The 26,171-nt window shown below is 71.1% G+C and carries 21 protein-coding genes and 1 pseudogene; 8 read left to right on the top strand and 14 right to left on the bottom strand.

The annotated features are described in order from the left end of the window. Window positions 1–65 precede the first annotated feature (65 nt). Window positions 66–1,325: a serine hydrolase domain-containing protein gene (locus ACIBJH_RS46155; protein ID WP_399123025.1), complete on the bottom strand. Its 1,260-nt coding sequence runs from the start codon at window positions 1,323–1,325 to the stop codon at window positions 66–68. A 305-nt stretch (window positions 1,326–1,630) separates the two neighbouring features. On the opposite strand from ACIBJH_RS46155, the gene ACIBJH_RS46150 reads away from it, so the two are divergent. Then, window positions 1,631–3,427 (top strand): M4 family metallopeptidase, encoded by a 1,797-nt coding sequence (locus ACIBJH_RS46150; RefSeq protein ID WP_399123024.1) that lies wholly within the window; start codon window positions 1,631–1,633, stop codon window positions 3,425–3,427. A gap of 51 nt (window positions 3,428–3,478) precedes the next feature. Here the strand turns inward: ACIBJH_RS46150 and ACIBJH_RS46145 are convergent, their stop codons facing one another. Beyond that, entirely contained in the window at window positions 3,479–4,222 is a 744-nt protein-coding gene (locus tag ACIBJH_RS46145) for a hypothetical protein (protein ID WP_399123023.1), read from the bottom strand. 135 nt (window positions 4,223–4,357) lie between these two features. On the opposite strand from ACIBJH_RS46145, the gene ACIBJH_RS46140 reads away from it, so the two are divergent. From ACIBJH_RS46140 to ACIBJH_RS46125, 4 genes are read left to right on the top strand one after another with little or no spacing between them, the layout of a single operon-like run. Further along, window positions 4,358–5,530 (top strand): ROK family protein, encoded by a 1,173-nt coding sequence (locus tag ACIBJH_RS46140; RefSeq protein WP_399123022.1) that lies wholly within the window; start codon window positions 4,358–4,360, stop codon window positions 5,528–5,530. A gap of 40 nt (window positions 5,531–5,570) precedes the next feature. Then, window positions 5,571–7,355, top strand: coding sequence for an alpha-galactosidase D (locus ACIBJH_RS46135; protein ID WP_399123021.1), 1,785 nt, complete (start codon window positions 5,571–5,573; stop codon window positions 7,353–7,355). A gap of 23 nt (window positions 7,356–7,378) precedes the next feature. Next, window positions 7,379–9,745, top strand: a complete 2,367-nt coding sequence (locus ACIBJH_RS46130) for a glycosyl hydrolase family 95 catalytic domain-containing protein (protein ID WP_399123020.1) — start codon at window positions 7,379–7,381, stop codon at window positions 9,743–9,745. 41 nt (window positions 9,746–9,786) lie between these two features. Further along, window positions 9,787–10,974 carry an SGNH/GDSL hydrolase family protein gene (locus tag ACIBJH_RS46125; protein WP_399123019.1) on the top strand — a complete coding sequence of 396 codons (1,188 nt, stop codon included), beginning with the start codon at window positions 9,787–9,789 and terminating at the stop codon, window positions 10,972–10,974. A 3-nt stretch (window positions 10,975–10,977) separates the two neighbouring features. On the opposite strand, the gene ACIBJH_RS46120 is transcribed toward ACIBJH_RS46125, so the two are convergent. From ACIBJH_RS46120 to ACIBJH_RS46100, 5 genes are all read right to left on the bottom strand, one after another. Further along, window positions 10,978–13,950 carry an AAA family ATPase gene (locus ACIBJH_RS46120; RefSeq protein WP_399123018.1) on the bottom strand — a complete coding sequence of 991 codons (2,973 nt, stop codon included), beginning with the start codon at window positions 13,948–13,950 and terminating at the stop codon, window positions 10,978–10,980. 88 nt (window positions 13,951–14,038) lie between these two features. After that, window positions 14,039–14,389: a UBP-type zinc finger domain-containing protein gene (locus tag ACIBJH_RS46115; RefSeq protein ID WP_399123016.1), complete on the bottom strand. Its 351-nt coding sequence runs from the start codon at window positions 14,387–14,389 to the stop codon at window positions 14,039–14,041. Next, window positions 14,386–15,843 (bottom strand): ATP-binding protein, encoded by a 1,458-nt coding sequence (locus tag ACIBJH_RS46110; RefSeq protein WP_399123015.1) that lies wholly within the window; start codon window positions 15,841–15,843, stop codon window positions 14,386–14,388. The genes ACIBJH_RS46115 and ACIBJH_RS46110 overlap by 4 nt, the downstream gene beginning before the upstream one ends. Beyond that, window positions 15,840–17,516, bottom strand: coding sequence for an FAD-dependent oxidoreductase (locus tag ACIBJH_RS46105; RefSeq protein ID WP_399123014.1), 1,677 nt, complete (start codon window positions 17,514–17,516; stop codon window positions 15,840–15,842). The genes ACIBJH_RS46110 and ACIBJH_RS46105 overlap by 4 nt, the downstream gene beginning before the upstream one ends. 155 nt (window positions 17,517–17,671) lie before the next feature. After that, a complete protein-coding gene (locus ACIBJH_RS46100; protein ID WP_399123013.1) occupies window positions 17,672–18,205 on the bottom strand; it encodes an RICIN domain-containing protein in 534 nt (177 codons plus the stop codon). 176 nt (window positions 18,206–18,381) lie between these two features. Between ACIBJH_RS46100 and ACIBJH_RS46095 the strand changes: the two genes are divergently transcribed. Then, window positions 18,382–19,263: a universal stress protein gene (locus ACIBJH_RS46095; RefSeq protein WP_399123012.1), complete on the top strand. Its 882-nt coding sequence runs from the start codon at window positions 18,382–18,384 to the stop codon at window positions 19,261–19,263. A gap of 1 nt (window position 19,264) precedes the next feature. On the opposite strand, the gene ACIBJH_RS46090 is transcribed toward ACIBJH_RS46095, so the two are convergent. The 3 genes and pseudogenes from ACIBJH_RS46090 to ACIBJH_RS46080 all read right to left on the bottom strand — a co-directional run bounded on the left by ACIBJH_RS46090 (window position 19,265) and on the right by ACIBJH_RS46080 (window position 21,138). Next, the gene (locus ACIBJH_RS46090) at window positions 19,265–19,729 is read right to left on the bottom strand and encodes a Gfo/Idh/MocA family oxidoreductase (protein ID WP_399123044.1); all 465 of its coding nucleotides are present in this window, start codon (window positions 19,727–19,729) and stop codon (window positions 19,265–19,267) included. A 230-nt stretch (window positions 19,730–19,959) separates the two neighbouring features. Next, window positions 19,960–20,232 (bottom strand): annotated as a pseudogene (locus ACIBJH_RS46085) (Gfo/Idh/MocA family oxidoreductase); the annotation flags it as partial. A 120-nt stretch (window positions 20,233–20,352) separates the two neighbouring features. After that, complete coding sequence (locus ACIBJH_RS46080) at window positions 20,353–21,138, bottom strand: TIM barrel protein (RefSeq protein ID WP_399123011.1); 786 nt, start codon at window positions 21,136–21,138, stop codon at window positions 20,353–20,355. A 182-nt stretch (window positions 21,139–21,320) separates the two neighbouring features. On the opposite strand from ACIBJH_RS46080, the gene ACIBJH_RS46075 reads away from it, so the two are divergent. Continuing rightward, window positions 21,321–22,352, top strand: coding sequence for a LacI family DNA-binding transcriptional regulator (locus tag ACIBJH_RS46075; RefSeq protein ID WP_399123010.1), 1,032 nt, complete (start codon window positions 21,321–21,323; stop codon window positions 22,350–22,352). Window positions 22,353–22,357: 5 nt separating this feature from the next. Here the strand turns inward: ACIBJH_RS46075 and ACIBJH_RS46070 are convergent, their stop codons facing one another. From ACIBJH_RS46070 to ACIBJH_RS46055, 4 genes are all read right to left on the bottom strand, one after another. After that, on the bottom strand, window positions 22,358–23,593 hold the full coding sequence (locus ACIBJH_RS46070) for a DUF4032 domain-containing protein (protein ID WP_399123009.1): 1,236 nt from the start codon (window positions 23,591–23,593) through the stop codon (window positions 22,358–22,360). A gap of 9 nt (window positions 23,594–23,602) precedes the next feature. Further along, window positions 23,603–24,352 carry an MBL fold metallo-hydrolase gene (locus ACIBJH_RS46065; RefSeq protein WP_399123008.1) on the bottom strand — a complete coding sequence of 250 codons (750 nt, stop codon included), beginning with the start codon at window positions 24,350–24,352 and terminating at the stop codon, window positions 23,603–23,605. Between the two features lie 158 nt (window positions 24,353–24,510). Then, window positions 24,511–25,140, bottom strand: a complete 630-nt coding sequence (locus ACIBJH_RS46060; RefSeq protein WP_399123007.1) for an alpha-ketoglutarate-dependent dioxygenase AlkB — start codon at window positions 25,138–25,140, stop codon at window positions 24,511–24,513. After that, the gene (locus ACIBJH_RS46055; protein ID WP_399123006.1) at window positions 25,137–25,427 is read right to left on the bottom strand and encodes a hypothetical protein; all 291 of its coding nucleotides are present in this window, start codon (window positions 25,425–25,427) and stop codon (window positions 25,137–25,139) included. The genes ACIBJH_RS46060 and ACIBJH_RS46055 overlap by 4 nt, the downstream gene beginning before the upstream one ends. A gap of 102 nt (window positions 25,428–25,529) precedes the next feature. Between ACIBJH_RS46055 and ACIBJH_RS46050 the strand changes: the two genes are divergently transcribed. Then, the gene (locus ACIBJH_RS46050; RefSeq protein WP_399123004.1) at window positions 25,530–26,156 is read left to right on the top strand and encodes a TetR/AcrR family transcriptional regulator; all 627 of its coding nucleotides are present in this window, start codon (window positions 25,530–25,532) and stop codon (window positions 26,154–26,156) included. The last annotated feature ends 15 nt before the right edge of the window (window positions 26,157–26,171 follow it).

The following is a 26,171-nucleotide window of genomic DNA, read 5'->3' as shown; positions in this document are numbered from 1 at the left end:
GGGTTCCCGCGGGGCGTGGTGGGTGCCGTTGCGCGAGGCAGCCCGGCACCCACCGTGAAGCACGCTCAGTCCCGGGCGATCTCCGGCGCGATGTCCTCGTAGGCCGTGCGCCGTTCGGTGACGTAGGAGCCCCGGCCGGTGAGCGGCGAACCCTGGACCACCCTCGTGCGCTTGCCGCAGAACGCCGACTCCAGGGTGCCCGCCATCGTGTTCAGCACCGTGCCGTTGTTGGAGGTGTTGGCCAGCGCGGTGAGACTGCGGCGGCCGTCCTTCGAGGTGAAGGAGTAGGTGTAGAAACCCTGGACGGCACCCGTGTGGCCGTACACGGAGACACCGCAGGACAGATCGCGCCGGCGCAGCCCGAGGCCGTAGCGCGTCGTGCTGTTGACCGGAGTCCACCGCTCCATCTGTGCGAGCGCGGCGGTGGAGGTGAGCCTGCCGGAGAGCAGGGCGGAGAAGAAGGTGTTCAGGTCGTGCGTCGTGGAGATGAGTGCGCCCGCGCTCTGGGCCCAGGACACCGTCTGGTCGGTCGCGTCGACCGGTTGCGCGCCCGCGCGGTCCTGGGTGAGGTAGCCGCGGGCGTGGCGGCCCGGGATCTTCGTGCCGGGGTGGACGTAGAAGGTGTCGCGGAGCTTGAGCGGCTTGATGATGCGGTCGCGATACTCGGTTCCCACGGAGTGGCCGGTCAGCTTCTCGATGAGCATCCCGGCGACCACGAAGTTGGTGTTCGAGTACGAGTAGGCGGCGCCCGGCGCGTTGGTGCGCGGGTGCTGCAGGGACAGCCGTACCAGCTGCCGGTAGGTGAAGACCTTGTCGCGTACGGCCTCGAAACCGGAGACCGAGTTCGCGAACATCGCGTTCGTGTAGTCGTACAGGCCGCTGCGGTGGCTCAGCAGGTGCCGCACGGTGATCCGCCTGTCGGGGAGCAGGCCGGGCAGATAGCGGTCGACCGAGGCGTCCAGGTCGAGCTTGTGCGCGTCGACGAGTTGGAGCAGGACGACGGCGGAGAACGACTTGGTGACGCTGCCGATGCGGAAACGGTCCGCGTTGTCGATGGCCCGGCGTGTCGTGCGGTCGCCGATGCCCGCCGCGGCCGTGCGGACGGTTCCGCGGTCGTCGATGCGAGCGATCGCCCCGGGCGCGCCCTGTGTCGTCAGGGTGCGCAGGACGGTACGCAGGCCCGCCATGTCGGGGGCCGGAAGTACGGCCGTGCTGCTGCTTCTCGTGGTGCCCGACCCGTGGGTCGCGGCGTGTGCCGGTACCGCTGTGAGCGTCAGCAGTGCCGCCGCCGACGCCGTGGCCCTGCGCACCGTTCTTGAGACCATCCGGTTCTCTCCCCTTTTCTTCTTGTGTGCGAGATCGGTCACAGTCGCGCGAGGCAACCTTCTCGCGGCCCGTCACATCTCCACAGCTGGCGCACAGTTGGTCACTCGCTGATCACTGGGCGACGCAGATTTGCAAAGTATTGCCATGAAAGCCACGAATACCATTGATTTCGGCTTTACATGGACATGACTGATCCGCAAGGGTTTCGCCTCGGGGCCCGACCAGCCCCCTGGGCGCCGTCAACCGCGCCCGGTCTCAAGGCGGTCGGTGATCCCGGCCGTCTCGAAGCGAGGAGCCCTCACCCATGCGTGGATCCCACATACGCGGCCTGGCGGTCGCCGTCGCCGTGACGACGGCCGCCACGGGACTGGCCGGGACGGCCTTCGCGGGGCCGGCCACGGGGACGGACCACGCGGTGGCGGCCGCCGGCACCACCGCCGCGTCCGTCGTCACGGCCGCGCGAGCCGCCGCCTTCGCGCACGCGGCGGCGACCGGCGTCGTACAGGGCGACGGACTCCGGGCCAAGGACGTGATGATCGACCCCGAGGGCGCACGCCATGTCCGGTTCATCCGTACGCACCAGGGCATGCCGGTCCTCGGCGGCGACCTCGTCGTCCACCTGTCCCGCCGACTGGCCTACACCGGGGTCACCAGGGCGGCCGACCACAGCGTCGAACCCGCCACCACGCAGCCTGAGTTGACGGCGGCGGAGGCCGAGACGAAGGCCGCCGCCGTCGCGAAGGGCGACGCGGGTACCGCCCGCCTCGTGCTCGACGCGCGTGACGGCCGGGCCGCCCTCGCCTATCAGGTCCCCGTCAGCGACAGCGACACCGCAGAGGCCACCGGCACCCGCACCGTCGTCATCGACGCCGTCACCGGCAAGGTCCGCAGCAACACCCCCGACAGTGACGAGTTCCTCTCACCCGAACTGCTCGACACCCTGCGCGAGCGCGGCGAGACCCTGAACCCCGCCACCGGCACCGCCGCACAGCCGACCGCGCTCACCGCGGCCACCGCGGTGCGCGCGGTCCACTACCCCGTCACCGCCACGGGCACCGGCACCTCCCTCTTCGTCGGCAAGGTGCCGCTGACCACCACCCGGACGGCACGCACCAGTTACCTCCTCAAGGACCCGACGCACTGGGGCACCGAGACGCGCGACGCCAAGGGGCAGGAACTGGAGAGCTTCGCCCGCGGCAAGGCGTTCACCAGCACCACCGACAAGTGGGGCAACGGCACCGTCTCGCGCCGCGACAGCGCCGCCGTCGACGCCCAGTACGGCATCACCAAGACCCTCGACTTCTACAAGAAGACCTTCGGCCGCAAGGGCATAGCCAACGACGGCAAGGCCGCCCGCGGCATGGTCCACTTCGGCAACAAGGTGGCCAACGCCTTCTGGGACTCGACCTGCGACTGCATGCTCTACGGCGACGGTGACGGCGACATGTTCAAGAAGCCGCTCGTCGTCCTCGACGTCACGGGACACGAGCTGACCCACGGAGTCGTGGACGCCACCGCCGAGCTGGAGCCGACCCGCGTCGACGCGGACGGCAACCAGTACGGCGAGGCGGGCTCCCTGAACGAGTCCCTCGCGGACATCTTCGGCTCCAACGTCGAGTTCAGCGCCAACAACGCGAAGAACCCGCCGAACTACCTCATCGGCGAGAAACTCGGCCTCGCCCAGAAGTTCCTGCGCCGCCTCGACCACCCCTCCCTCGACAGGCTCGAAGGCACCATCGACTACTGGTCGCCCCAGACCTACGACGCCGAGGTGCACGCCGGTTCCGGAGTCTCCTCGCACGCCTACTACCTGCTCGCCGAGGGCAGCGGACGCAAGACGATCGGCGGCTTCGCCTACGACTCGCCGACCTACGACGGGTCCACGGTCACCGGCATCGGACGCGCCAAGGCCACCGCGATCTTCTACCGCGCGCTCACCCGCTACATGGTGTCCACCACCGACTTCCACGACGCGCGCCTCGCCACGCTGAAGGCGGCGGCGGACCTCTACGGCGCGAACAGCACGGCGTACCAGACCGTCGACAAGGCCTGGGCCGCCGTGAACGTCACGGTCGCCAACACCCCTGCGGCCAGGCGCTGATGACCGTCCGGGTGTCCCGCCACGAGCGGGACACCCGGAGGTCCGGCCGCCTCAGATCCACTGCTTCTCGATCTCCTCGGACACCGTGAACCCGGCCTCGCAGGAAGGGCAGCTCGCCTTCCCGAACACATACGTCAACGCGGTCGCGACCTCCGTCTGCCCGGACTCGACCGCCTCGCCGTGCAGTCGCGCACCGACGCCGTCGAGTGCGTCGGGCGCGGCCGGTATCAACTCCGTCCGCCCCTCGGTCTTCTCCTCCTTCCCCGTGGCGAACACGTAGTCGCCGGCCGAGGTGAAGATGCCGTACGAGCCGAACGCGACGTACAGGCCCTCCTCGCACTCGGGGCATTCGAGGTCGTACTCCTCGCTGTTGACACCCTCCAAAGCCTCGGCCCACACCCCGCCGCCCTCGAAGGCGAGCACGGCCATCTGCAGATAGACGAAGGTGTGCGCGTCCTGCGTCGGGTCGGCGCGCAACCGGCGTGCCACATCGAGCAGTTGGCCCATCTCGCGCGCATAGCGCTTGTGGCAGTCCTCGTCCGGGTCCGTGGCGATCAGTCCGGCCATGGTGACCGCCTGTATCGGACCGCCCGGTGCCCGCTCCAGCGCGATGTCGGTGAGTACGGGCATCGCCGCCCAGCTCGCCTCGTACACCGACCCCTGGTGGCACAGCGAATCCCACAACTCCTCCCACACGGCCTCGTCCTCGGAGCCGCCGAGGCGCGCGAACAGGCCGGGGATGTCCTCCGCGCTGCCGTGGGCGTGGGTCAACGCGGACCAATCGATCGTCGTCATACGGCGATTGTGCCGCCCGGCACTGACAACGCGACTCCGGCCGCGGGCGGCTCCGTTAGACCTGCCGTCAACTTGGACCGGACGAATCCTGCTTCTTTCATTGACGACGGAAAAGAAGGCATCTAGGTTCCGGCCATGCGCTCGATCCCCCACACCGAGTCGTTCCCGGCCCATACGCCGGCCGCCTCACAGGTGTTCACGACCGTGCTGTCCCACGGCCCCCTCACCCGACTTGAGGTGGCCCGCCGGGCGGGACTGTCGGCGGCGGCCGTGACCAAGGCGGTCCGGCCGCTGATCGGGGCGGGGTATCTGACGGAGGGCGCCGACGAGGACGCGCCCCCGGCACTGGGGCGGCCCGCGAACCTCGTCCGGGTCGACGGCGGGCGCGCACTGTTCATCGGGGTCAAGGTGACCGGCGACGAGATCATCGGCGTCCTCACCGACCTGTGCTGCCGCATCCGGGTCGCCCGCCATGTGCCGCTGACCGACCGCGACCCCCGGGAGGTGCTGGCCTCGATCGCGGACCTAACCCAGGAACTCCGCACCGAGGCCGACGAGTTGGGCATCCAGGTGGTCGGCCTCGGCCTCGCGGTCTCCGGCGACGTGGACCGCGGTGAAGGGGTCGTCCGCTACTCGCCGTTCCTGGAGTGGCGTGACGTACCGCTCGCCGAACTGGCCGCCATGACAACGGGATTGCCCGTCACGGTCGACAACGACGTGCGCGCGCTGACCGTCGCCGAGCAGTGGTTCGGCGCCGGCGCCGGACTCACGGACTTCGCCGTGGTGACCGTCGGCGCGGGCATCGGCTGCGGACTGGTCGTGCACGGCCGGGTCGTCGCCGGCGCCCACGGCGTCGCGGGCGAGATCGGCCATGTCGTCGTCGATCCCGCCGGGCCCCGCTGCCACTGCGGCAACCGCGGCTGCGTCGAGGCGATCGCCGGGGACGCGGCGATCGTCGCCCGCGTCCGCGAGGTGACGGGGGTTCAGGTCGCCGACACTTTAGAGGCCGTTGCCCTCGCCCACCGGGGCGACGCCGGAGCGCGCGAGGTCTACGCGCGGGCCGGGGAGGCGATCGGCCGGGGCATCGCGACCGTGGCCAACCTGCTCGGCCCCGAACGCGTGATCATCTCCGGCGAAGGCCTCGCCGCCTACGACCTGTTCGCCGAGCAGATCCGCGACTCCTTCGCCGAGGCCGCATTCGGCTCCGCCGCCCGCTGCGACGTCCGCACCCGCCCGCTGCCCTTCGACGAGTGGGCGCGCGGGGCCGCCGCCACCGCGATCCAGTCCTTCATCCGAGCCGCCGACTAGTCCGCACGTTCACCCTCCGACCCGCACGAGGAGCCCAACGATGTACTCCCTCACGCCCGTTCGCGCCCTGAGAGCCATGGTGGTCCTGGCCCTCACCGCCGGCTTCGCCACCCACCTCCCCACCGCACACGCGGACACCGCGCCGGCCGTCGCGGCCAAGCCCTATATGGGCTGGTCGAGTTGGAGCATGCAGTCGTCCAAGTACCCCGGTCTCAACCCGGACGGCGACTACAGCTACCTCACCGAGGCAAACGTCGACAAGCAGACCGACGCGCTCGCCGACAAGCTGAAGAAGTACGGCTACGACCACGTCAACATCGACGCCGGCTGGTGGATGGACAAGACCTGGAAGTCCGGATTCGACGAGTACGGCCGCCAGAAGGCCGACCCGGTCCGCTTCCCCAGCGGCATGAAGGCCGTCGCCGACCGCATCCACTCCAAGGGCCTCAAGGCCGGCATCTACCTGCCCGCGGGCCTGGAGAAGGGGGCCTACGGCGACGGGAAGACGCCCATCTGGAACGCCGACGGCTGCACCACCGCCGACATCGTCTACAGCGACCTGCGCACCACCAACGGCTGGGACAGCGCGTACAAGATCGACTTCTCGCGGCCCTGCGCCCAGAAGTACATCGACTCCCAGGCCCAGTTGATCGCCGGATGGGGCTACGACTTCCTCAAGCTGGACGGTGTCGGCCCCGGTTCGGGCAAGAGCGGTGATCAATACGACAACGTTGCCGACGTGGCCGCCTGGAACAAGGCCATCACCGCCACCGGACGCCCGATCCACCTGGAACTCTCCTGGTCCCTCGACTACGGGCACGCCGCCGACTGGAAGAAGTACTCCAACGGCTGGCGCATCGACACCGACGTCGAGTGCTACTGCAACACCCTTGTCAGCTGGGAGAACTCGGTCGACGACCGCTGGGACGACGCCCCGGCCTGGACCGACAAGGCGGGCCCCGGCGGCTGGAACGACCTCGACTCCCTCGACGTCGGCAACGGCGCGATGGACGGCCTGACCAAGGCGGAACGCCAGAGCTACGCCACCCTCTGGGCCGTCGCCAAGTCCCCGCTGTTCACCGGCGACGACCTCACCCGGCTCGACGACTACGGCCTCTCCCTCCTCACCAACCGTGAGGTCATCGCCGTCGACCAGAGCGACGCGCCGCCCGCCCGCCCCGTCACCCCGTCCGACGCCCAGCAGGTGTGGGCCGCCAAGAACCCCAACGGCACTTACACCGTCGCCCTGTTCAACCTCGCCAGTGCCCCGGCCGCCGTCTCCGCCAACTGGACGACCCTCGGCTTCACCGGCAAGGCCGACGTCCGTGACCTCTGGAACCACGAGGACCTCGGCTCCTACACCAACAAGGTGACCCAGGCCCTGCCCGCCCACGGCTCCCGCCTCTTCACCGTCACCCCGCACGGCAGCGCCGTCACCTCGACCGCCTACGAGGCCGAGGCCACCACCAACACGCTCAGCGGCAACGCCAACATCGCGGACTGCTCGGCCTGTTCGGGCGCCCACAAGGTCGGCAACCTCTACCTCGGCGGCAAGCTCACCATCAACAACGTCGTCGCCGCCAAGGCCGGCACCTACCAGGTGAAGATCGCCTACGTCAGCGGCGACTCCCGCTCGGTGGCCATCTCCGCGAACGGCAACGGCGCCACCAGCCACAAGTTCCCGTCCACCGGCGACTGGGGGACCGTCGGATCGGTCAGCGTGCCGGTGACCTTGAAGGCGGGCGCCAACACCATCACCTTCGACAGCGGTTCGAGCTACGCACCGGACATCGACCGGATCGACGTGCCCAAGTCCTCCTCCTGAGCCGACCTTTGCGGAGCCACATCATGTCCAGTGCACTGCCCGACCTGCCCAGACGCAATCTGCTCGCCCTCGCCGCGGCCACCGGCGCCCTCGCCGGCCTGCCCGCCTTCACCGCCTCCGCCGCACCCGAACGACCCGCCAACTCCACCTACAGCGGCGGCACTTCACGCAACACCCTGTGGTGGCAGGCCCCCGCCGACGACAGCTCGATGATCGTGCAGGGCCTCCCCGTCGGCAACGGCCGCCTCGGCGCCCTCGCGAGCAACGACCCCGGCCACGAGGTCCTCCTCGTCACCGACGCCACCATGTGGACCGGCGGCCTCAACGACACCCTCGACTCGGACGGCCAATTCCCCTACGGCCGCACCGATTTCGGCTCCCTGACGCTGCTGGCCCGGCTCACTGTCGACATACCCGACCACGACCTGGGCGCGGTCAACGGCTACCGCCGCACCCTCGACCTGGAACAGGGCGTGGCGACTACTTCCTACGTCCGCTCCGGAGTGACGTACCAGCGGCAGCTGTTCGCCAGCCGCCCCGACGACGTGATCGTCCTGCACTTCACCCAGAACGGCGGCGGACGCTACACCGGCACCGTCGACCTCGCGGGCACGCACGGCGAACCGGGCACGGACGCCCGCTCGTTCGGGGGCACACTGGCCAACGGCCTGCGCTACGGCGCCGCCGTCACGGCGTACGGCAGCGGCGGCAGCGTCACCGTGAACGGCTCGCGCGTCGCCTTCTCCGGCTGCAAGGACGTCACCGTCGTGCTGAGCGGCGGCACCAACTACGCGCCCAGCGCGGCGGCCCACTACCGCGATCCGTCCCTCGACCCGCAGAAGCTGGCCCGCACCAAGGTCGCCGCAGCCGCCAAGCACACGGCGGCCACCCTGCTGCACACCCATGTCGCCGATCACGGCGCGCTGTTCGGGCAGTTGGGCATCTCGCTCGGCACCTCGTCCGCCGACCAGCGCGCGCTGGACACCTGGGAGCGCATCCAGGCCCGGGCACGCGACGGCGAGCCCGACCCCGAACTCGAAGCCTCCTACCTCCAGTTCGGCCGCTATCTGATGATCGCCGGCTCCCGGGGGAGCCTGCCGATGGGCCTCCAGGGGAACTGGCTCGACGGCAACGACCCGGACTGGATGGGGGACTACCACACCGACATCAACATCCAGATGAACTACTGGATGGCCGACCGCGCCGGACTCTCCCAGTGCTTCGACGCGTTCACCGACTACTGCGTCGCCCAGCTCCCCGACTGGACCGACGTCACCCGCAGACTCTTCAACGACCCCCGCAACCGCTACCGCAACTCCAGCGGGAAGAACGCCGGTTGGACCGTCGCCATCTCCACCAACCCCTACGGCGGCGGAGGTTGGTGGTGGCACCCGGCCGGTAACGCCTGGCTGAGCAACACCCTCTGGGAGCACTACGAGTTCACGGGCTCACGAGCCCACCTCGCGAAGATCTACCCGCTCCTCAAGGGCGCCGTCGAGTTCTGGGAGGCGCGGCTGCTGACCACGACGCTGCCCGGCAGCTCGAAGGAAGTGCTGATCGCCGACAGCGACTGGTCGCCCGAACAGGGCCCGCTCGACGCGAAGGGCATCACCTACGCCCAGGAACTGGTGTGGGCGCTGTTCGGCAACTACTGCGTCGCGGCAGCCGAGTTGAAGAAGGACACCGGCTACGCGGGCACGATCGCCGGGCTCCGCAAGAAGCTGTACCTCCCCGTGGTCAGCCCCAAGACGGGCTGGCTGGAGGAGTGGATGTCCCCGGACAACCTCGGCGAGACCACCCACCGGCACCTGTCCCCGCTCATCGGACTCTTCCCCGGTGACCGCATCCGCCCCGACGGCTCCACCCCGAAGGACATCGTCGACGGCGCCACCGCCCTGCTCACCGCCCGTGGCATGGAGAGTTTCGGCTGGGCCAACGCCTGGCGCAGCCTGTGCTGGTCGCGGCTCAAGAACGCCGACAAGGCCTACCAGTTGGTCGTCAACAACCTTCGCCCGTCGACCAACGGCAGCAACGGCACCGCCTCCAACCTCTTCGACATCTACCAGGTCGAGGCGGGCCGCGGGATCTTCCAGATCGAGGCCAACTTCGGCACCCCCGCGGCGATGATCGAGATGCTCCTCTACTCCCGCCCCGGGCATCTGGAACTCCTCCCCGCCCTCCCCGACGCGTGGGCCGCGTCCGGGTCCGTCACCGGTGTCGGCGCGCGCGGCGGCTTCGTCGTGGACCTCCACTGGAAGAACGGGAAGCCGACCGAGGTGAAGATCCGCAGCGTCAACGGCCGGACCACGACGGTGGCGTTCGGCACCAGCACGCAGACGGTGCGGCTGACGCCGGGCTCGTCCGTCACGCTGCGGGACTTCGCCCGGTGACGGCCGGACGAGCACGGTTAAGCCGTGGGCTGGCTCTCCTCATGATGGCCGTGGCTCTCCAGGCCGTGCCCGCGCAGGCACGGCCGGAGCCCACCGCCCAGACATCGGTGACGGCCTCGGGCGGTTCGCACACCGTCGTCACCTGGGGAGCGAGCGCAGACCGCACGGGCGACGGAGTGGCCGGCCGCAGCTACCGCCTGGTCGTGCACACCAGTGTCGCGGGCGGCGAGCTGCGGATCCGGCTCTCCAACGCCTTCGGCGACCGGCCGGTGACCTTCGACAGCGTCTACGCGGGCGTGCAGAAGGAGGGCGCCACGCTGGTGCCCCGTTCCAACCGGCGGCTCACCTTCGGCGGCGGAGGGTCGGTCACCCTCCCCGCCGGGGCGACCGTCTACAGCGACCCGCTGACCGGCGTGCTGCCGGCCGCCACCAATCTGGTGGTCAGCATCCACAGCCCGGACGCGGCGGGCCCGGCCACCGGTCACGGACTCGCCATGCAGACGTCGTACGCGACCCAGGGCGATCACACGTCCGAGGAGAGCGGTACCGCCTGGACCGACACCATCGGCGCCTGGTACTACCTCGACGCCGTCACCGTACGGACGGCCGCGGACACCAGCGCCGTGGTCGCCCTCGGCGACTCCATCACGGACGGCTGGGCGAGCACGACGGACCAGAACCGGCGCTGGCCCGACTACCTGGCCCGACGGCTCCAGCGCGCCGACACGGCCGTCAAGGGCGTGGCGAACGAAGGGATCTCCGGCAACAAGGTGCTCTCGGACGGCGCCGGGCAGAGCGCCCTCAACCGGCTGCAGCGGGATGTCCTGTCGCAGCCCGGTGTCCGCACGGTGTTCCTGTTCGAAGGCGTCAACGACATCAAGGCCCACAGCGGTGTCACCGCCCAGGACCTGATCGCCGGCTACCGCGAGATCATCGCCCGGGCGCACGCGGCCGGGAAGTGTGTCGTCGGCGCCACGGTCGGACCGTACGAGGGCTGGTCCGAATGGGACCAGGCGGGTGAGGCGGTACGCCAGGAGGTCAACCAATTCATCAGGGACAGCGGGGAGTTCGACGCCGTCAACGACTTCGACCACATCCTCCGCAGCCCCTACGACCACGAAAGGATGCTGCCCTTCTTCGACAGCGGCGACCATCTGCACCCCAACGACAAGGGGATGCAGGCCATGGCCGACGCGGTCGACCTCGCCGGTCTCGACTGCGGCCGGTGAACCTCAGCCGGACGCCGTCGCCTCCGGGGTGATCAGCCCCTGCCGGTAGGCGATCGCCACCGCCTCCGTACGGCTCGCGGCGCCCAGCTTCGCGAGGATGTTGGAGACATGGACGCTCGCCGTCTTGCCGGTGATGAACAGCTCCTCGCCGATCTGGCGGTTGCTGCGGCCCAGCGCGAGCAGCCGCAGCACGTCCTGCTCGCGGGCCGTCAGCGGCGAGGGGCGCTCCCCGGCGTCCCCGCCGTCCGCCGCCGGGTCGCCCAGGCGGCCACGGCGGACGAGCGCGTCCAGCCGCGCGAGCAGGGGCGCGGCACCGAGCAGGGCCGCCGTCTCCCGGGCCGCACGTGCCTGGACGGCGGCCTCCTCACGCCGGTCGGCCGCCAACAGGGCTTCGGCGAACCGGAATTGACAGCGCGCCCTCTCATAGACATCGCCGTAGTCGAACGCGGTCACCGCCTTCTCCCAGGCCGCCGCGTCCGGTCCCGTGGTCGCCCGCGTCCACTCCGCCTCGGCGCGCGCCAGCCACGCCATGCCCTCGGGTCCCTGCGGCTTGCGGCCGTCGCCCTCCTCCGCCACGGCCCGGGCCAGCTCGACGAGTTCCGTCGCGGTCTCCGTCCAGCGGCGCGCCCCCGCCTCGTCGCCCGTCAGCCGCAGTGCGGCGGCCCGGTCGGCGACCGGGGCGAGGGCGAGAGCGGCCAGCCGGACCGTCAGGTCGGGACGTCGGCCGGAATCATCGGTGAGCGACGCGACCGCCGAGCGCATCGCCTCCACGGCCGCCTCCGGATCGTCCCGCAGGCCGCCGGCGTCGGTCAGCGCGATGCCCGCCACCATGGAGGCCATCCAGTCGAACGGCCCCTCCAGCAGGGCACGCGCCCGGTCGGCGGCCCTCAAGTCGCCGCGCGCCAGCGCCACATACAGTGCCGGTCCCATGGTGAAGCCGCCCATCCGCGGCAACACCTTCGCGTCGCTCGTGGCGACCGTCTCGCACTCGTCCCAGCGACCGAGTGTGTACAGCACCAGGAGTTGGAGGTAGCGCATCTCCAGCGGGTACGGCGAGGACAGCAGCCCGGCGCGACGGGCCCGGTCCAGCCCCTCGGTGAGCCAGGGCAGGGACTCCTCCAGGTGCCCGGACTCGAAGTTGCCGATGGCCAGATGGAACAGGGCGCGCATCTCCACGGGCGCGTGCCCGGCCTGGCGAGCCAGCTCGCGGGCCTGGGCGAGCCGCTCGCGGCCCTCCTTCGTGCGCCGGCCGCCCTTTTCGAGAGTGGCCAGTGAGATCAGCAGATCTGCCCGGGCGTCGACCAGTTGGAGTTCCTCGGCGATGCGCAGAGCCTGCCGGGCGACCCGGAGGGCGATCTCGTCCTCACCGACCTGACGTGCCGTCAGCACATGGGTGGCCGCCGCCCACACCCAGGTCCGCGAGGGCGGTTCGGCGGGGATCATCGCGAGGGCCTCGCTGCTGTAGGCGAACGCGGCGGTGAGGCTGTCGACGCCCATGAGATTGCCGGCCAGGGTGTAGCGGACCCGGGCGGCCAGCTCGGAGTCGGTGTCCTGGCCGATCCCGGCGAGCGCGGACCGGGTGAGGGACACCGCGCGGTGCGCGTCCCCCGCGTGCGCCGCCGCGGCGGAGGCCCGCAGCGTGAGGGTCACGCTGTCGATGCCCTCGCCGGAGGGCCGGGCCGCCGGGTCGACCGACCGCCACAGGTCGAGGGCGGTTTCGAGATGCCGTAGCTCCTCGGCGGGCGCGCCCACCCGCTCGGCGTGGTCGGCCGCTTCCAGGGAGGCGGCCAGGGCCTCGGCCAGGTCGTGGCTCTCGCGGTAGTGGTGGGCGCGCTCGGCCGCGCTCTCGGCGGGGTGACCGCGCCCGGCGAGCAGGCGGGCGAACGAGCCGTGCAGCCGGGAGCGCTCGCCGGGCAGCAGATCCGCGTACACCGCCTCGCGGGCGAGGGCGTGCCGGAAGGAGTACGTGTCGCCGTGCCAGGGGACCAGGAGCTGCCGCTCGACGGCCTCCCGCAGCGCCGACTCCAGTTCGTCCTCGGGGAGTTGGACCGCGTCCCGCAGCAGGTCGTACTCGACGCGGCGGCCCGCGACGGCGGCGGTGCGCAGCACCTGCTGGGCGGTGTCGGAGAGTTGCTCGAAGCGGATCAGCAGGACATCGGCCAGACCGCTGGGCACACCGCCCGCCTCCATGTCGGTGGCCGCGAGCAACTCCTCGGCGTAGAAGGCGTTTCCCTCGGCGCGCTCGACGATCCGGCGGACCGTGCCGTCCGGCACCGGGCCCGTGCGCAGCGCGCGCACCAGCCGGGCGACCTCCGCGTCCCCCATGGGCCGCAGCTCCAGGCGCTCCACGGCGGGCAGCCGGACCAGCTCGGCGAGCAGAGGCCGTAGGGGATGGCGGCGGTGGAGGTCGTCCGCGCGGTACGACGCGAAGACCGCGAGGCGGTGGGTGGGCGCGCCGCCCGCCGGGCGCTGGAGGATGCCCCGGCTGAGCAGGAAGCGGAGCAGGTCGCGGGAGGACTGGTCGGCCCAGTGCAGGTCCTCCAGGACCAGCAGCAGGGGAGCGATGTCGGCGAGGTCGGCGAGCAGTCCGGCGATGCCCTCGAAGAGGCGCAGTCGGCCGCCCGCGTCCCGGGCCGCGTCCGTGCCGGCGCCGAGCAGCCGGTCGACCGCCGGATGCGCGGCCAGGGCGGCGGCGAAACGGTCGTCGCCGGCGAGCGCTCCGAGGATCTCGGTGAACGGCAGATAGGGCAGCCCCACGTCACCGAGGTCCACGCAGTGCCCGGTGAGGACGGTCGTCCCGGCGTCGGCGGCCCGCCCGGCGATCTCGTCCAGGACCCGGGTCTTGCCGACGCCCGCGTCCCCGGCGATCAGCACCGCCCCGGCCGTGCCCGCGCGGGCACGCTCCAGCACACCGGCGAGGCGGGCGACTTCCTCGTCCCGGCCGATGAGCGGCGCTGCTGCTACGGATTGCGACACGCCCCCATCCTGGCACGCGCCACTGACAACGCACCTGGCCACCGGGCAGGAGCCGACTCCCGCCCGGCGGTCCGGTTCAGCGCCGGGTTCAGCGGAGGGTCTCGGCCCAGTTCGCCGGAACGCGTCCCGCGGGACCGGGCACCGGCTGGTCCGCCGGGTGGCTCACCGGGGCGGCGAGTTCAGGACCGGAGTCGTACAGCTCGGAGGTGGTGAAGTTCCAGAACCAGTCCTCGCGCGGCTCGTAGCTCTGGATGAACGGGTGGCCCGTGGACTGGTAGTGGGCCGTGGCGTGCTTGGCGGGGGAGTCGTCGCAACAGCCGACGTGACCGCACTGCGCGCACCGCCGGAGGTGGAACCACCAGCCCTGGGCCGCGTCGCACTCCACGCAGCCCGTGCCGCTCGGCGGGACACTGGGGTCGATTCCGGTGATGTCGTTCATGCGGACTCCTCGGGCGTCTCGTTGTCCGTGGCGGTGAGGGGGAGCAGGACCTGGAAGCGGGTGTCGCCCGGTACCGACTCCACCTGGAGCGTGCCGTGGTGCTTGTTGACGACGATCCGCCAGGAGATGTCCAGACCGAGACCCGTGCCCTCGCCCACCGGCTTGGTGGTGAAGAACGGATCGAAGATACGGCTCCGGATCTCCTGCGGCACACCGGGCCCTGTGTCACGGAACTCCACCATCAGCTGATCGCGCACCAGCGCCGTCCGCACGGTCAACGTGCCTTCCCCGCCCGTGCTGTTCATGGCGGAGACCGCGTTGTCGATCAGGTTCGTCCACACCTGGTTCAGCTCCGCCGGATAGGCCGGGATCTTCGGGAGCGTACGGTCGTACTCCTTGACGACCTTGATGCGGTCGCCGACCTTCCCGCCGAGCATCAGCAGGGTGCTGTCGAGGAGTTCGTGCACATCGGCGACCTGGTAGGGCGCGCGGTCCAGCTGCGAGTACTGCTTGGCGGCGCCCACGAGGTTGGAGATGCGGGTCGTGGAGTCCTCGATCTCCGTCATCAACAGCTCTGTCTCGACCGTGTAGTTGAGCCAGCCGATCGCGCCAGGCAGGATCTCCTCGTCCACGGCCGCCGCGACCTGGTCGAGCCACTCGACGTCGAGACCGGCCTGCACGAACGTCGGCGCGATCTGCCAGGACTCCGTGACACCGTGGTCGTCGAGCCAGTCCGTGAGCTGGTCCTCGCGGTCCGAGGCCTCCAGCGGGCTCAACGTCTGTGCCTTGGCGACCCGTTCGGCCGTGCGCTCCTGGATGTCGATGAGGTTGGCGAGGTCCTCCCGCGAGTACGGCCCGGAGGAGATGACGCGGAGTTTGTGCCGCATCTTCGCCACCCGCTCGCGCAGCGTCGAGGTGGCCCGGACGGCAGCGGCGGCGGGGTTGTTGAGCTCGTGCGTGAGCCCGGCCGACAACGAGCCCAGCGCCAGCAGCCGTTCGCGCTGGCTGATCGCCAACTGGCTGCTCTTCTGCCCGAAGAAGAGCCCCTCCAGCAGATGGACCGCCATCGGGAACCACTCGCTCATGATGGCCGCGAAGGTCTCGGCGGGCAGCACGAAGAACCGCGTAGTCTCCGTCACCCGCATCGAGTTGAGGTACACCTGCTGCACCCGGTCCCCGATGTAGGCCTGCATCGCGCCCGTGTAGACGCCGCGTTGGGAGGTGCGGGCGACCTCCACGTCGTCCTCGCCCACGCGGCGCGACAGCACCACGGTGCCCTCGATCATCACGTAGAAGCAGGTGGCGGGATCACCCTCGGTGTAGACGGGCCCGGCCTCGAACTGCTCCACCTGCCCGTCGCAGCACAGCCTGCCGAGCTGCTCCGGCGTCAGCTTCTCGAACAGGAACAGCGTGCCGATCTCCTGCGGGCTGCACGGCAGCACCTGCCCGCTCATGACTGCTCCAGGTAGCGGTGGACGAGCATCACGGCCATGGCTCCCTCTCCGACGGCGGACGCGACGCGTTTCGCGGACTCGGCGCGCGCGTCGCCCGCCACGAACACGCCGGGAATGTTGGTCTCCAGGTGGTACGGCGACCGGTCCAACTCCCAGCCCGCGGGCGGCTTTCCGTCCGCGCTGAGGTCGGGTCCGGCGAGGATGAAGCCGCGCTCGTCGCGCAGCACCGCGCCGTCCAGCCAGTCGGTCAGCGGGGCCGCGCCGATGAACACGAACATCCACTGCGCGTCGACGAGTTCGGTCGCCCCGGTCTCCGTGTCGCGCAGGGTGAGCTGCTCCAGATGGTCGGAACCGTGCGCCGCGTCGACGACGGTGCCGGTGCGCACGGAGATGTTCTCCGCCTCGTTGATCTGCTGGATCAGGTAGTACGACATCGACGCGGCCAGCGAGGGCCCACGGACCAGCAGGGTCACCGACTTGGCTCCCCGGGCCAGGTACATCGCCGCCTGCCCCGCCGAGTTGGCGCCGCCGACGATGTACACGTCGTGCCCCTGGCAGGAGGCGGCCTCGGTCAGCGCCGAGCCGTAGTAGACCCCGCAGCCCGTCAGATCGGGCGTGCCGGGCGCCTCCAGCTGCCGGTACGACACACCGGTCGCCAGGATCACGGCGTGCGCGGCAACCGCCGAACCGTCCGCGAAACGCACGACCCGCGCCGACCCGTTGGCCTCCAGCCCCGTCACCTCACGCGCGGTGAGGATCTCGGCACCGAACTTCGAGGCCTGCCGCCTTGCCCGGTCGGTGAGTTGAGCCCCGGACACGCCGTCCGGGAAGCCGAGGTAGTTCTCGATCCGCGAACTCTGCCCGGCCTGCCCGCCGGTCGCCGACCGCTCCACGAGGACGGTCCGCAGCCCTTCCGAGGCCCCGTACACGGCCGCGCCCAGCCCGGCCGGTCCGCCGCCGATGACGACGAGGTCGTAGAAGTCGGCCGTGGGCGTGGTCGCGAGCCCCACCTCGGCGGCCAGCTCGGGCGCCTCCGGCTCGACCAGTACCGACCCGTCGGCGGTGATGACGAGCGGCAGCCGCTGCCCGTCCTGCCCGGCGGCCGACAGCAGCCGCAGCCCCTCCGGGCTGTCCGCCGAGTACCAGCGGTACGGCACCTGGTTGCGGGCCAGGAACTCCCGCACGTCCGAGGAGCGCGCCGACCAGCGGTGCCCGACCACCTTCGTGGCGGGAACAGGCCGGTAGTCGCTGTTCCGCCACGCCTCCAGGAGGTCGTCGAGGACCGGGTAGAGCTTCTCCTCGGGCGGGTCCCAGGGCTTCAGCAGATAGTGGTCGAGGTCCACGACGTTGATCGCGTCGATCGCCGCGTCCGTGTCCGCGTACGCGGTCAGCAGCACCCGACGCGCACCGGGATACACATCGAGGGCCTGCTCCAGGAACTCGATGCCGTTCATCTGCGGCATGCGGTAGTCGGCCAGGATCACGGCGACGAGATCCCCGCGCAGCTTCAGCTCGCGCAGCGCGTCCAGCGCGGACTCACCGGACTCCGCCCGCACGATCCGGTACGACTCGCCGTAGCGCCGCCGCAGGTCACGGGCGACGGCACGGGAAACTCCCGGATCGTCGTCCACGGTCAAAATGACGGTCCGCGCGGATTCGGCGGCCTGTGCCATACGTCTCCCACCCCGAGTGGTCGGCTTCACGGCACGGCGGCGCCGTTGTCACCGCGCCGGCTCCCGACCATCGTATGTTCGATCGCCCCGCTTCGCTCCGGTACACCCGATACCGGGGCCGCGGCGGCGCCGGGAGCGCGGCGCGGCTCACCTGGTCACACGGTGACGAACTGCCAGTGCTGGCTGAACGAGCCGGAGCAGGGTGTCAACTGGACCAGCGAGAGGTTGTTCGTGCCGGTCACGTACGCGCACTGACCGCTGCTGCGATGGTGAAGCTCGTTCCACTCGAAGCCCGCGGCCACGGCGCTCCACTGCTGACTGGTCACGCCGTTGCAGTTGAGCATCCACAGGACGCCGGCGAACTGGGCCATGCACAGGCCGCTCTGCTTGCTCACCAGGAAGTAGTAGCCGTCACCGGTGGCGACCGCCGTCCACAACTGGTTGTCCGTTCCGGTGCAGTCGTACTGCTGGACGTGGGCCCCGAGCGCGGGGTCCTCCCGCCTGATGTCCATGCACTTGCCGCTGGACCGGTTGACCACCTTGAAATACGAGCCGGCCACCGCCGGAGCGGCCAGGCCGGACGGCGACGGGGCGTCGGCGGCGTGGACGTCGGCGGTGCCCCAGCAACTGATCACCACGGCCACCAGGGCGGCCAGCAGTACTCTCGTGTGCTTTCGGGTATTGGTCATGTTTCCCCCCATACAGGCTGTTCTGGACGCGTGGAGTGTGACCCGCAGTGGGCGGGATGTCACCTTCTGTTCCGTTCATCGGAACGGAGAGGCCGACCCCTCTCGATCACCGTCATGGCGGCACGTGGTGAACACTGGGTCCGACAGATGTGACCGCACCACAGGGAGGCCACCGCATGACACGCCCGATCACGGCAGGGGTCGACGGATCGGCGGAGAGTCTCGCCGCGCTCGCCTGGGCGGGCCGGGAGGCCGTACGGCGGGGGCTGGCGCTGCGCGTGACGCATGTCTGGCGGTACGAGGAGCACCATGTCCTCGACACGGGGGACCGGGACACGCAGAACCGCTGGGTGCGGGACGCGGCGTCCGAGGCCGCCCGGACGCTCGCCGAGCGCCACCCGGGCCTGGACGTGACCACCGACGTCCTGGAGGGGGATCCCGTCGATACCCTGACCGCCGCCGCTGCCGAGTCCGAGCTGCTGGTGCTCGGCTCGCGCGGGCACGGGCCGGTCGTCGGCTTTCTGCTCGGTTCCGTAGGGCAGCAGGTGATAGCCGATGCCGTACGGCCCGTCGTGCTCGTGCGCGCCGGGGACGAGGCCTCCGGGGAGGCCGGCGGGCGCGAGATCGTCGTGGGGCAGCAGGGAGACGCCGAGGACAGCGCCGCCGCGCTCGGCTTCGCCTTCGAGACGGCGGCGTCACGCGGCGCCACCGTGCGGGCCGTGCGGGCGTGGACCCTGCCGCCCGTGTTCGCCTACAGCCCGGGCTCCATGAAGCTCCTCGACGAGGCCGGCGGCCTGGAACCGTACGAGAAGAAGGCCCTCGCCGAGGCCCTGGAGCCTTGGCGGGAGCGCTTCCCCGACGTGCCCGTCGTCGAGCACATCGAGATGGGCAGCGCCGGGCAGGTGCTGCTGTCGGTGGCGGGGCGGGCGCAGTTGATGGTCGTGGGGCGGCGCGCCCACCGTACGGCGGTGGGCGCCCGGATCGGCTCCGTGGCGCACGGGGTGCTGCACCATGCGGAGTGCCCGGTGGCCGTGGTGCCGTCGCAGGAGGCTTCCTGACTCAGATGTCCTCGATGCGGACCGGGACGCCCTTCTCCACCGACCCGATGGCCGCCAGCGCGATCGTCAGCGCGGCGCGGGCGTCGGCGCCGGTGGCCGACGAGGTACGCCCCGTGCGGACACTGTCGGCGAAGTCGGCCAGCTCGTCGACGTACGCCTCGTGGAACAGGTCCTGGTCGTAGGTGATCGTCTCGGCCGCGATGCCGTCGGCGCCGTAGGACGTCAGATGGGTGTGCCGGATGTCGCCCATCGTCAGCATGCCCGCCGAGCCGAAGACCTCGCCGCGCACGTCATAGCCGTACACCGCCTGGAAGTTGGCCTCCGCGGTGGCGAGGGCGCCATTGTCGAAGCGGATCGTGACCACGGCCGTGTCGAGCAGGCCGCGGTCCTTGAAGTCGGGGCGGACCAGGGCGTCGGCCATGGCGAAGACCTCGACCGGTTCGGAGCCCGGGTTGAGGTAGCGCAGGGTGTCGAAGTCGTGGATGAGGGTTTCGAGGAAGATCGTCCACGGCGGGATGGGGAGGGGTCCGCCAGTTTCGGGTCGCGGGTGAGCGAGCGCAGGAGCTGCGGGGTGCCGATGGCGCCGGCGGCCACCTTGTCGTGCGCGGCCCGGAACCCGGCGTCGTAGCGGCGGTTGAAGCCGACCTGGAGCGGTACGCCCGCCTCGGCGGCGGCAGCGATGGCGCGGTCGGCGTCCGCGAGGGTGGTCGCCATCGGCTTCTCGCAGTAGACGGCCTTGCCCGCGCGTGCCGCCGCCACGACCAGGTCGGCGTGGGTGCGGGCCGGTGTCGCGATCACCACCGCGTCGACCGCCGGGTTCGCGAACAGGTCGCCGAACTCGGCATACGCGGTGGGGCAGCCGAGCCGGTCGGCCAGCTTCCGCGCAGCCCCCGGGGCCGGGTCGGCGACGGCGGCGAGGCGGACGCCGGGCAGTCGGCGGGCGAGGGTATCGGCATGGAAGGAGCCCATGCGGCCCGCCCCCACGAGGCCGACGGAGAGGGGGAGTTGGGTGGTCATGCGGGGCCTCCGTGAGGCCGTGGGAAGCGGTGGCGGGGCAGATCGTGAACGCGGTGTGGGGGCGGGGCCGGCTCAGACCGTGAACGCGGTGCGGAAGCGGTCCAGGGCGCGTTCGCTGTCGTCGTCCGAGGCCCAGGCCTCCATCGCGACCGTGCCGTCGTAGCCGATGTCGGCGAGGGCGCGGGCGATCGCGGGGTAGTTGATCTCACCGGTGCCGGGCTCCTGGCGGCCGGGTACGTCCGCCACCTGGATCTCGCCGATCAGGCCCAGACGGTGTGCCCTGCGGACGAGTTCGATGAGGTTCCCCTCGCCGATCTGCGCGTGGTACAGGTCCAGGTTCATCCGCAGACCGGGGCGGTCCACCGCCTTGACCAGGGCCAGGGTGTCGGCGGCCGTCGCGAACGGGACGCCCGGGTGGTCGACCGCGGAGTTGAGGTTCTCCAGCGTGAAGGTGACCCCGGCGCTCTCGCCCAGCTCGGCGACGCGGGTCAGGGTGCGATGGGCGGCGATCCACATCGGGCCCGTGGGCTCACCGCGCACCGGAACCACCGGCAGGCCCTCGGAGTTCAGCCCTGTGCCGTGCAAGTTGAGGCGAGGGCAGCCCAGTTGGTCGGAGGCCTTGACCGACTCCTCGGCGGTGCGCAGGAGTTCGGCGGCGCCCGCCTCGTCGGTGAGGCTGCCCCGGATGTAGCCGGTCATCGACGAGAACTCGGCCGGGGTGCGGGTGAGCGCGTCCAGGTCGTGCCGGGTCCAGTCCCAGATCTCGACCTGGAAACCGGCTTCGTGAATGCGCCGCGCCCGCTCGTGGATCGGCAGGTCCCGGAAGACCATCTCGGCACAGACCGCCAACGTGTACATGATCGCTCGCCCTTCCAACTGCGGATCTAGAACGTTCTAGATTGCAGTAGTACGCCACTACCGGATGCGTGTGTCAAGCCTTCGCCCGGGATGCTTCTAGAACGTTGCAGAACCCTGTCGAGCAGCTAGGATCTCGGCAGGCGACGACCCCTCGACCGTGCCCCTCGACCGGAAGGACATCCGTGCCCGCCACCCCCGAGGTCCCCGACGGCAAGCGGCCCACCCTGGCCCATGTCGCGGCCCGGGCGGGCGTCTCCGTCGCGCTGGTCTCGATCGTGATGCGCGGGGCCTACGGCGCGAGTGCCGCCTCCCGCGAGCGGGTGCTCAAGGCCGCCGAGGAGCTCGGCTACCGGCCCGACACCAGGGCCAGGGTGCTCCGCAGCAACCGCTCACGCCTCCTCGGCGTGCAGTTCGGGCTGCGCCATCCCTTCCACACCGACCTGGTCGAGGGTATCTACGCCGCCGCCGAGCCCGCCGGCTACCAGATCGCCCTCAGCGCGGTCGCGCCCACGCGCGGTGAGCGGCAGGCCGTGGAGGCGCTGCTCGCCGACCGCTGCGAGGCCCTGGTCCTGCTCGGCCCCGAGGTCCCGGCCACCCGCCTCGCGCACCTCGCCACGCAGGTCCCGGTCGTCTCGGTGGCCCGGCGGCTGCGGCCCGCCCCGCCCGCCGTGGACGTCGTCCGCACCGCCGACGACGAGGGCGCCCGCAAGGCCGTCGACCACCTGGTGGCGCTCGGCCACCGGGCCATCGCCCACATCGACGGCGGCCGGGCGCCCGGCGCCGCCGACCGCCGCCGCGGCTACCGCACCGCGATGCACCGCCACGGCCTCGACGAGCATGTCCGGGTCCTGCCCGGCGGGCTCACCGAGGACGACGGCGCGCGCGCCGCCCGCACCCTGCTCGCGGAGAAAGCCCGCCCCAGCGCGGTCCTCGCCTTCAACGACCGCTGCGCCACGGGCGTCCTCGACACCTTCCTGCGGGCCGGTGTCGCCGTCCCCGGCGAGATCTCCGTGGTCGGCTTCGACGACACCAGCCTGTCGCGGCTCGCCCACATCGACCTCACCACCGTCGCCCAGGACATCCCCCGCCTCGCGGAACTCGCCGTCGGCCGCGCCATCGCCCGCCTCGACGGCGAGGCCGTACCGGACGGCGAGCAGGTCGTCGCACCGCGACTCGTGGTCCGGGGGACGACGGCCGCGCCCGGCACGGGCTGATCCCGCTACTCCGCCGAGGCCGGCTCCAGACTCTCGCGCACCTTCGGCAGGATGTTGGTGACGTAGTCCTCGACCACCGTGTCCAGATCGATGTCGTGCTGCGCCCGTTCGGCCAGGTACCAGCGGTGTTCGAGCAGCTCGTGGTAGATCTCGGCCGGGTCCATGGACCCGCGCAGCTCCAGCGGTACGGCCCGCACGGTGGGCCGGAACACGTCCCGCACCCACCGGTGCGCGAGCACCTCGGGCCGGGCGGCAAGCGGATCGCCCGGGGCGTAGTCGTCCTGGGTGGCCATCCAGGACTCCAGGTCGTTGAGCAGCCGCCGCGCCTGGTTCTCCTCGGCGTCCAGGCCGGTCAGGCGCAGCAGTTGGCGCTGGTGGTGGCCCGCGTCGACGACCTTCGGCACGAAGGTGACGGTGTCGCCGTTCGAGGAGTGCTCGATCTGCATCTCGGCCACGTCGAAGCCGAGTTCGTTCAGGCGCCGGATGCGGCGTTCGATGAAGTGGTACTTGCCCGCCGGATACACCGAGACGCGGGTCAGCTCCTCCCACAGACCCTGGTAGCGGGCGCAGATCTCCATGCCGAACTCGATCGGGTCGACGGAGGGGTGCAGCGCCCCGGACGCCTCCAGGTCGAGCAGTTCCCCGCTGATGTTGACGCGGGCGAGATCGAGGTCGTACTCCCGCTGCCCGTCGCTCAGCCGGGCGTGCAGGTCGCCGGTCTCGGCGTCCACGAGATACGCGGCGTAGGCGCCCGCGTCGCGCCGGAACAGGGTGTTGGACAGCGAGCAGTCGCCCCACGCGAACCCGGCCAGGTGCAGCCGCACCAACAGCACGGCCAGCGCGTCCATCAGCCGGTGCATGGTGGCCGGCCGCAGCGTCGTCTCGAACATCGAGCGGTACGGCATCGAACCGCCCAAGTGGCGGGTGATCAGGACCGGTTCCAGTGGCTCGCCGGCCGTGTCGGCGCGTCCGGTGACCACGGCGAGGGGGTCGACGGCGGGGATGCCGAGCCGGTCCAGGTCGCGCAGCAGCTCGTACTCGCGCAGCGCCGGGCGTTCCGCCAGCTCCTTGACGGCTATGACCTCGCTGCCGGCGCGGGCGTAGCGCACGACGTGCCGGGAGATGCCGCGCGGCAGCGGCACCAGGTATTCGTCGGGCCACTCCTCCAGCGGAACGTCCCAGGGCAGTTCCAGCAGGAGCACCGGATGCTCGGGGTTGGTCGCGTTGATCTGCAGTGCCATGAGGCGACCCTAGAGCGTGTGTTCGCGGGCGCGTCGGGCCGCCTCACGGATCGGACCGGTGTGCACGGGGCCGTGGCCGGGCAGCAGAGTGTCCGCGTCGAGCGCTTCGAGGACGTCCAGCGAGGCGACGGCACGCTCGCGCTCATGGTGGAACATGCCGGGCAGCAGCTGCGGGCCCTTGATCCGCGAGGTCGGATGGCCGCTGACCAGGGCGTCCCCGGAGATCACGATCCCGCTGTCCGGGAGATGGAACACGCAGTGCCCGCCCGTGTGGCCGGGGGTGTGCACGGGGACGGGCCGGCCGGGCAGGTCGAGCGGGCCGTCCCCGGCCGGGAACGCCTCGGCCGCGGCGACCGGATGCTGCTCCATGCCTCCGGAGCGGATCGTGTGCACCGCCCACGGCAGTACGCCGGGACGCCAGACGTTCCTCAGCACGTCGCCCAGGGTCACCTGCTGCAGGAACTCCCGGCGGGCGTGCGGCACTTCGGCCTCGTGCGCGTAGACGGGTGTGCCGTGGGCGCTGTGCAGGTACTCCGCCGAACCGAGGTGGTCGTTGTGGGCGTGGGTGAGGAGCACCGCCGTGACCTCCTTCGCCGAACTCCCCACCTGCTCAAGGGAGTCGAGCACGAGCCCACGGTCTCCGGGATACCCGGTGTCCACCAGGGTGGCCGCGCTGCCGTCCGTGAGGATCACCCAGTTGGTGTTGCTGCCGTGCACGAGATAGACGGCGTCGGCGACTTGGCGTACTTCTGCCCGCATGATCGTTCCTTGCGTGGTGGTGCTGTTCGGATCCGGCCAATCATCCAGGATCCAGCCAACCAGACGCGTAAAGTCCTGGCGTGCGCGGGGGAAGCCGCCTCCGGCACCGTCCGCCGGAGGCGGCCCCCGCGTGCGTCCGAAGCGGCCGCCTCTCCGCCTCAGCGCACGCCGTACGGGCGGAACTGCACGCTGATGCGCGGTCCCGCGGCTCGGGTGGTCTTGGGGACGCAGTGCTCCCAGGTCCGCTGGCAGGAGCCGCCCATCACGATCAGATCGCCGTGCCCCAGGGCGTGCCGCACCGAAGCGCCGCCGCGCAGCGGACGCAGCAGCAGGTCGCGGGGTGCGCCCACGGAGAGGATCGCCACCATCGTGTCCACGCGGGCACCCCGCCCGATCCGGTCGCCGTGCCAGGCGACACTGTCCCGGCCGTCCCGGTAGTAGCACAGCCCGGACGTGGTGAAGGGCTCGCCCAACTCCCGCGCGTAGTAAGCCGATAGCGCGTCCCGGGCCTCGGTCAGCACCGGGTGGGGCAGCGCGTCGTCCGCGCCGTAGAAGGCCAGCAGCCGGGGTACGGCCACGACCTGGTCGTACATCTGACGGCGCTCGGCGCGCCACGGCACGTCGGCGGCCAGCTCCTCGAACAGGGCGTCGGCGCCGCTCAGCCACCCGGGCAGCACGTCGATCCAGGCGCCGAGACCCAGCGTGGTGCGGCGGATCCCGTGGAGGGGGCCGACGCGGAGCCGGTCGGTCTGGTCGAAGAGGGAGCCCTGGAGATGGTGCGCGGTCATGGGACCAGCGTACTCCCTATTCGAATATCTGTTCCCATCCGGTTCCGGAGTGCGTCGGCCAGGCGCTGATCGCGGCGGAGGCGCAGGGCGGACGCGGTGATCGCCACGGCGGTGCCCAGGACCGCGTAGCCGCCGAGCACCCGCAGGGGGCTGGGCGATGGCGTTGCCGTAGACCGTGTTGCGTACGGCGCCTGGCCGTCGGAGCCCACGGCGATCTGCTCGTCGGCGACAGCGATCCCCTCGACGACCTCCACGTACTCACCCGCCCCGAACAGCACCTGCGGCACGTGATCAAGGCGAGGATCGTCATCTGAAGCGACCCGCTCTTTGGATACACTCGTGTATCGGATACATTCGCGTATCGAACATCGGGACGCGGAGGTCCGGGCATGGTGGCGGAGGCGACGGCCAAGCGGGTGACCAGGCGCCGGGTGCGTACGCGCGCCAATCTGCTGGACGCCGCGTTCGCCGTGTTCGCCGCGAAGGGTTTCGGGCGGGTCTCCATCGAGGAGGTCTGCGAGGCGGCCGGCTACAGCAGGGGCGCCTTCTACTCGAACTTCGTCAGCCTGGACGGGTTGTTCTTCGCGCTCTACCAGGAGCGCGCCGACCTGATCGCCGAGCAGGTGGCCGGCGCACTCGCTCTCGACGGCCCCGACCTCAACGTCCCGGCCGCCGTGGACCGGGTCACCGACGTGCTGCTCCTCGACCTGGACTGGCTCCTGGTCAAGACCGACTTCCTGGTGCACGCGGCCCGCGACCCCGCCGTGGCGCAGACCCTGCTGGGACACCGGGCCCGGCTGCGCGGGGCGATCGCGCACCGCCTCGCCCGCGCCCGGGGTCTCGCCGAACTCCCCTCCGTGCTCGGCGACTTGGACGCGGCGGCGTACGCCGTGGTCGCCGCGTACGACGGCGTCACCACCCAACTTCTGCTGGACAAGGACGTGGAGCACGCCCGCGTCTGGCTCAAGCAACTGCTCACCGCGCTGCTGACCGACGGCAGCCGCGCCCCCGAATGAGAAAGGCAACGGTCG

The sequence above is a fragment of the Streptomyces sp. NPDC050548 genome (genome assembly GCF_044457385.1).
Lineage (GTDB): Bacteria > Actinomycetota > Actinomycetes > Streptomycetales > Streptomycetaceae > Streptomyces.
The sequence above is the reverse complement of the archived record's forward strand: the minus strand, read 5'-3'. Positions and strand labels throughout refer to the sequence as shown.